This window comes from Pseudomonas sp. FW305-3-2-15-E-TSA4 (assembly GCF_058787295.1).
In genome coordinates this window covers 220340-227161 of the sequence record NZ_JBYSZP010000009.1, presented here as the reverse complement: position 1 = coordinate 227161, position 6822 = coordinate 220340, and the positions used below count along the sequence as shown (strand labels likewise).

The following is a 6822-nucleotide window of genomic DNA, read 5'->3' as shown; positions in this document are numbered from 1 at the left end:
GCAATGTGGTGTCTGAAACTCCGCTTTCGCGAGCAGGCTCGCTCCCACATGGGGAGTTGCATCAGGGCTTAACCTTGCGCCCAGCCATGTGTTGCAAATAGCCGATCAGCAACTGCAAATCCCTCTCCGGCAACACCTCTGCCGAAAACCCCGGCATCTTCGCCTGCGGCCACTGGCGCAAACTCTGCGGATCGCGAATGTAGCGCTTGAGAAAATCCGCGCCGAAATACTCGGTCGGGTTGTACGGAATATTCAGATCCGGCCCGAACTGCGCATCCCCCGCACCGTTCAACCGGTGGCAGGCCAGGCAGTTCTTCTGGAACAGCGCAAAACCCTGATTCACCGGGTCATCCGCTTTCAGCTTGGGATCCGGCAACAGCGCCGGGAAGCGCTCGGCCACCGGCGCCATGCGCTTGATGCTCGCCACTTGGAACGGCCATTGCTCAGGGCTGATGTTGCCGGCCTGCGGGTCAGTCCACACCAGATAGAACGGCCCGGCGCTGTGTTTACCCTCGGACAGCGGCGGCCACGGCTGCGTCGGGTCCTCGATCGCCAGCCAGGCCTGCGCGCCTTTGCTGTTGAGCAACGGCGCAGCGGCCAGTTCGGCGGCAAACCCGTCCAGCGCCACCGCTTGCAGGTGATCGGCCGGTTTGATCCCGGTGAGCAGCGCCGCCACGGCTACGGCGCGATAAGTCATGTCTTTCTTGTAGGACACATCGTTCTTGATGGTCAGAGTTTGTGCTTGCGGATGCTTGAGCAACTCTTCGGTCTGCCAGGTGCGACTGTTCGCGCCCAGCTCCAGCGTGAGCTGCGCCGCAGACAAGGGCATGCTCAGCAGCAAGGCCCAGAACACAATGAGCGTTTTCAAATGATCGCCGTCCCTGTCGTGGAAGTGCGCAAAGGTTCGCACAGCCACGCTGGCCCGGGTAGCGGGCCAGTCACATTTTGTCTGGCGATAACGGACGCCTGCCGCTTGAGTCAGCCAATCACCTTGGTCAGATTGGGCAAAATCAACAGCAGCGTGGTGGCGAAAAGAATGAGTCCTGCTTGACGAACTTTCGGTTGTTTGAACATGGCTTGACCGCCTTTATTGTTATTTCCTGATGTCTGCCTGCATATCCATGACGGCAAACGCTGCACTTCCTGTTGAAGAACGTCGGCCCCGGCAAAACCCGACGACCCTGACGTACATTTACTACCTTAGAGTCCGCGTCACGCTTGGCTTAGATCCATTTCATATGTATTTGCTGCCGTTTGCGATAAAAACGGCATGAGGCTCATTGCCAGCTTCTTCGCCGCCCGCTTGCTAGACAACTCGCTGACCTGAACCGGTTCACCTGAGGATGGATGACCGTCCGTCTGAGCGTGCACGTCAACGTCATTGAGCGCTGTGGTCATTGAATCCATGCGCGCTCGGGACAACAGTGACACTACGAAATTCACTCACCGCACAGGTTCGAGGGCGTCATGACCCAAGCTTTGATTTTCGATGCGTTACGCACGCCCCGCGGCAAAGGCAAGGCCGATGGCGCGCTGCACAGTGTCAAACCGGTGAATCTGGTCGCCGGATTGCTGACCGCACTGCAAAGCCGTACCGCGCTGGACACCAGTCAGGTCGATGACGTGGTGCTCGGCTGCGTCACGCCGATTGGCGATCAGGGCTCGGACATTGCCAAGACTGCGGTGCAGGTGGCGGATTGGGACGTTAGCGTGGCCGGTGTGCAGATCAACCGCTTCTGCGCCTCGGGTCTGGAAGCGGTCAACCTCGGTGCGATGAAGGTGCGCTCGGGCTTCGAGGATCTGGTGGTGGTCGGTGGCGTCGAGTCGATGTCGCGGGTGCCGATGGGCAGCGACGGCGGCGCCTGGGCACTGGATCCGCAAACCAATCTGCACAGCCACTTCACCCCGCAGGGCGTTGGTGCGGACCTGATCGCCACCCTTGAAGGCTTCAGTCGTGAGGATGTCGATGCCTACGCGCTGCACTCGCAGCAAAAAGCCGCACGGGCGCGGGCCGACGGCTCGTTCAACAAGTCGCTGGTGCCGGTGCAGGATCAGAACGGCATCATCCTGCTCGATCACGACGAATTCATTCGCGCCGAGTCGACGATGGAAGGCCTCGGCAAACTCAAGCCAAGTTTCGAAATGATCGGCCAGATGGGGTTTGATGCCACCGCGCTGCGGGTCTACAGCCACGTCGAGCGGATCAACCACGTGCATACGCCGGGCAACAGCTCCGGGATCGTTGACGGTGCGGCGCTGATGTTGATCGGCTCCGAAGCCAAGGGTCGTGCGCTCGGCCTGCAACCACGGGCCCGGATCGTCGCCACGGCGGTCACCAGCACTGACCCGACCATCATGCTCACCGGCCCGGCACCGGCCACCCGCAAGGCCTTGGCCAAGGCGGGTTTGCGCGTGGAAGACATCGACCTGTTCGAGGTCAATGAGGCATTTGCCTCGGTGGTGCTCAAGTTCATCAAGGACATGGCGGTGGACCCGGACAAAGTCAACGTCAACGGCGGCTCGATCGCCATGGGCCACCCGCTGGGCGCGACCGGTTGCGCGATCCTCGGCACCTTGCTCGATGAACTGGAAACCCGGCGCCTGCGCTACGGCCTGGCGACGCTGTGCGTCGGCGGCGGCATGGGCATTGCCACCATCATCGAACGCCTCTGAGCCCCGAATTCAAGGAAACCTTGTTATGAGCGAAGCCATTCGTTACGAAAAAGGCCAGGACGCCATCGTCGTGTTGACCATCGACATGCCGGGCCAGAGCGCCAACACCATGAACGCCGTGTACCGCGATGCCATGGGCGCCTGCGTTGCGCGGCTGGTGGCGGAAAAAGACAGCATCGCCGGGGTGATCATCACCTCGGCGAAGAAAACCTTCTTTGCCGGCGGCGACCTCAATGAGCTGATCAAGGTCGGCAAACCCGAGGCCAAAGCGTTCTATGACATGGTGCTGAGCCTCAAGGGGCAGTTGCGCACCCTGGAAACCCTCGGCAAACCGGTGGTCGCGGCGATCAACGGCGCCGCGCTTGGCGGTGGCTGGGAAATCTGTCTGGCCTGCCATCACCGGGTGGCGCTGGACGATGCGATGGTGCAACTCGGTCTGCCTGAAGTGACGCTGGGCCTGCTGCCGGGCGGCGGCGGGGTGGTGCGCATGGTGCGTATGCTCGGCATCGAAAAAGCCTTGCCGTACTTGCTCGAAGGCAAAAAGGTGCGCCCGCAACAGGCATTGCAGGCCGGTCTGATCGATGAACTGGCGGCGGATCGTGACGAGTTGCTGGCCAAGGCGCGCGCCTGGATTGTCGCCAACCCGAGTGCGGTGCAGCGTTGGGACGTGAAGGGTTATCAGATCCCCGGCGGCACACCGTCGAATCCGAAAGTCGCGCAGATGCTGGCGATAGCGCCGTCGATCCTGCGCAGCAAGACTCAGGGCACGCTGCCGGCGCCAGAGAAGATTCTGTGTGCGGCGGTGGAGGGCGCACAGGTCGATTTCGACACTGCGCACCTGATCGAAACCCGCTATTTCACCGAACTGACCACCGGGCAGATCTCGAAAAACCTGATCGGCACCTTCTGGTTCCAGCTCAACGAGATCAACACCGGCAGTTCGCGGCCGCAGGGTTTTGCGCCATATGTCACGCGCAAGGTCGGTGTGCTCGGTGCGGGCATGATGGGCGCCGGGATCGCCTTCGTCAGTGCCTCGGCTGGTATCGATGTGGTGCTCAAGGACATCAACCTGGCGGCGGCCGAGAAGGGCAAGGCCCATTCGGCGGCGCTGCTGGACAAGAAAGTCGCCCGTGGCCAGATGACGGCCGAAAAGCGCGAAGCGGTGCTGGCGCGGATTCACATCACTGAAAATGATGCGGATCTGGCGGGTTGTGATCTGATCATCGAGGCGGTGTTCGAGGATCGCGAACTCAAGGCCAAGGTCTCGTCGGCAGCGCAAAAGATTGTCGGTGCTGACGCGGTGATTGCCTCCAACACTTCGACCTTGCCGATCACCGGGCTGGCGACCGCAGTACCCGATCAGAGTAAGTTCATCGGTCTGCACTTCTTCAGCCCGGTGGACAAAATGCCGTTGGTGGAAATCATCAAAGGTGCGCAGACCAGTGCTGAAACCCTGGCGCGCTGTTTCGACTTCGTCCTGCAAATCAAGAAAACCCCGATCGTGGTCAATGACAGTCGAGGCTTCTTTACCTCGCGGGTGTTTGGCACCTTCACCAATGAAGGCATCGCCATGCTCGGCGAGGGCGTGAGCGCGCCGATGATCGAGACCGAAGCGCGCAAGGCCGGGATGCCGGTCGGGCCGCTGGCGATCTCCGACGAAGTTTCCCTCAGCCTGATGAGCCATATCCGTCAGCAAACGGCCAAAGACCTGCAAGCGGAAGGGAAACCGCTGATAGAACACCCGGCCTTCGCCGTGATTGACTTGCTGCTCAACGAATACAAGCGCCCGGGCAAAGCCGCTGGCGGTGGTTTCTACGATTACCCGGCGGGTGGTCAGAAACATCTGTGGCCGGAGTTGAAGACGCGCTTCGAGAAGGCCGACGGGCAGATTTCGCCGAAGGATGTGCGTGATCGTCTGCTGTTCGTGCAGGCCCTGGAAACCGTGCGCTGCGTGGAGGAGGGCGTGCTCACCTCGACGGCGGATGCCAACGTCGGCTCGATCTTCGGCATCGGCTTTGCGCCGTGGACCGGCGGCGCCTTGCAATTCATCAATCAGTACGGCATGCAGGACTTCGTCGCACGCGCGCAGTATCTGGCCGAGCAGTACGGCGAGCGCTTTGCGCCACCGGCGCTGCTGCTGGAGAAAGCCGCGAAAGGCGAGCTGTTTTAAGTGATCGGCTGAACGCTGCGGGGCTTGCCTTGCGAGGGTGTTTCAAGGCAGGCTCTGGGGTGTTCATTATTCCCATCACGTGTCAGGTATTTTTTATGTCGCTACGCATCTGCATTCTGGAAACCGACATCCTGCGTCCGGAATTGGTCGATCAATATCAGGGTTACGGGCAGATGTTTCAGCGCCTGTTCTCGCAGCAACCGATTGCCGCCGAGTTCACCGTGTACAACGTGATGCAGGGCGAATACCCCAGCGACGACCTGACCTTCGATGCGTACCTGATCACCGGCAGCAAGGCCGATTCGTTCGGCACCGACCCGTGGATCCAGACCCTCAAGCAATACCTGCTGACCCGCTACGAGCGTGGCGACAAGCTGCTCGGCGTGTGCTTCGGCCATCAATTGCTGGCGCTGCTGCTAGGTGGCAAGAGCGAGCGCGCCAGCCAAGGCTGGGGCGTCGGCACCCACAACTACAAACTGGCGGCCAAGGCGCCGTGGATGAGCCCGGTGCGAGAAGAGCTGACGCTGCTGATCAGCCACCAGGATCAGGTCACTGCGCTGCCGGAAAACGCCACGGTCATCGCTTCCAGCGATTTCTGCCCGTTTGCCGCGTACCACATCAACGATCAGGTGCTGTGCTTCCAGGGGCACCCGGAATTCATTCACGACTATTCGCGGGCGCTGCTGGATCTGCGCCAGGAAGCGCTGGGTTCGCAGATCTACTCGAAAGGCGTGGCCAGCCTCGAGCAGGAGCACCATGGCACCACGGTGGCAGAGTGGATGATGCGCTTTGTGGCGCACAAGCCAGAAGCTGCAGCGATTTAAGACCTGACATTTACCTATGTGGTGAGGGCGCTTGCTCCTGCTCGGGTGCGCAGCAGCCGTAATTTACGGCAACTTGATGTCTGTATGGGGGCGCATCGCACCCCAGCGGGAGCAAGCTCCCTCGCCACAGGACTACAACCACCCCGACCTCTTGAAACTCGCCCACAAACTTACACACCCCACCGTAATAAACCCCAACACAGCGAAATAGCCGTAGTGCCAGCTCAGCTCCGGCATGTTCTGGAAGTTCATCCCGTAAATCCCAGCTACCGCCGTCGGGAATGCCAGAATCGCCGCCCACGCGGCAAACTTGCGTTGCACCACGCTCTGCCGTGACGCCTCGAGCAGCACACCGATTTCGATGGTCTGGCTGGCGATGTCGGCCAGGGTGGTCAGGTCTTCCATCTGCCGCGTGACATGGATCTGCACATCGCGGAAGTACGGGCGCATGTTCTTGTCGATGAACGGGAAGCTCAGCTTCTGCAGCTCCTCGCCAATCTCCACCATCGGCGCTGCATAGCGGCGCAGGCGCAACACGTCGCGGCGCAGGCCGTGGAGTTTCTGGATGTCATGCTCGTTCAACGCACTGCACAGCACGTTGCGCTCCAGTTCATCGATCTCGGCATGAATCGCTTCGCCCACCGGCTGGTAGTTTTCGATGACGAAATCCAGCAGCGCATACAGGACGAAATCTTCGCCGTGCTCCAGCAACAGCGGCCGCGCCTCACAGCGTTGGCGGACATGCGCGTAGGACGCCGAGTGACCGTTGCGGGCGGTGATGATGTAGCCCTTGCCGGCGAAGATGTGCGTTTCGATGAACTGCAAGATCCCATGTTCGCGGATCGGCGAGTAGGTGACGATAAACAAGGCGTCACCAAAGGTTTCCAGCTTCGGCCGGCTGTGTTTTTCCAGGGCGTCTTCGATGGCCAGTTCGTGCAGGTTGAACTGGCGCTGCAGATTGGCCAGCTCCTGAGCGTCCGGCTCTTCCAGGCCGATCCAGACAAAATGTCCGGTTTTCGCGGCCCAGGCGGCGCCTTCGTCAAGCGTGATATTGGTGACTTTCTTACCGGCGCTGTAAACCGCAGCAGCAACAACTCGACCCATGGTAGTGGTTCACTTCTTCTTGGCAGATGGCAGGGAATACAAGGCTTCAGC

6 protein-coding genes are annotated in these 6822 nt (G+C 60.7%); 3 read left to right on the top strand and 3 right to left on the bottom strand.

The features are described 5' to 3' along the window. Positions 1-61 precede the first annotated feature (61 nt). Together AC3WMV_RS14775 and AC3WMV_RS14770 are read right to left on the bottom strand one after the other, a co-directional pair. The gene (locus tag AC3WMV_RS14775; protein WP_103368937.1) at positions 62-829 is read right to left on the bottom strand and encodes a c-type cytochrome; all 768 of its coding nucleotides are present in this window, start codon (positions 827-829) and stop codon (positions 62-64) included. A 383-nt stretch (positions 830-1212) separates the two neighbouring features. Next, a complete protein-coding gene (locus AC3WMV_RS14770; protein WP_096797007.1) occupies positions 1213-1407 on the bottom strand; it encodes a hypothetical protein in 195 nt (64 codons plus the stop codon). A gap of 60 nt (positions 1408-1467) precedes the next feature. Here AC3WMV_RS14770 and AC3WMV_RS14765 point away from each other — a divergent pair, with 60 nt between their 5' ends. The 3 genes from AC3WMV_RS14765 to AC3WMV_RS14755 all read left to right on the top strand — a co-directional run bounded on the left by AC3WMV_RS14765 (position 1468) and on the right by AC3WMV_RS14755 (position 5667). Then, on the top strand, positions 1468-2673 hold the full coding sequence (locus AC3WMV_RS14765; RefSeq protein WP_027613317.1) for an acetyl-CoA C-acetyltransferase: 1206 nt from the start codon (positions 1468-1470) through the stop codon (positions 2671-2673). Between the two features lie 25 nt (positions 2674-2698). Then, positions 2699-4843, top strand: coding sequence for a 3-hydroxyacyl-CoA dehydrogenase NAD-binding domain-containing protein (locus tag AC3WMV_RS14760; protein WP_103368916.1), 2145 nt, complete (start codon positions 2699-2701; stop codon positions 4841-4843). Positions 4844-4938: 95 nt separating this feature from the next. After that, on the top strand, positions 4939-5667 hold the full coding sequence (locus AC3WMV_RS14755) for an amidotransferase (RefSeq protein ID WP_103368915.1): 729 nt from the start codon (positions 4939-4941) through the stop codon (positions 5665-5667). 132 nt (positions 5668-5799) lie between these two features. On the opposite strand, the gene AC3WMV_RS14750 is transcribed toward AC3WMV_RS14755, so the two are convergent. Continuing rightward, entirely contained in the window at positions 5800-6771 is a 972-nt protein-coding gene (locus AC3WMV_RS14750; protein ID WP_027613314.1) for a magnesium and cobalt transport protein CorA, read from the bottom strand. Positions 6772-6822 lie beyond the last annotated feature (51 nt).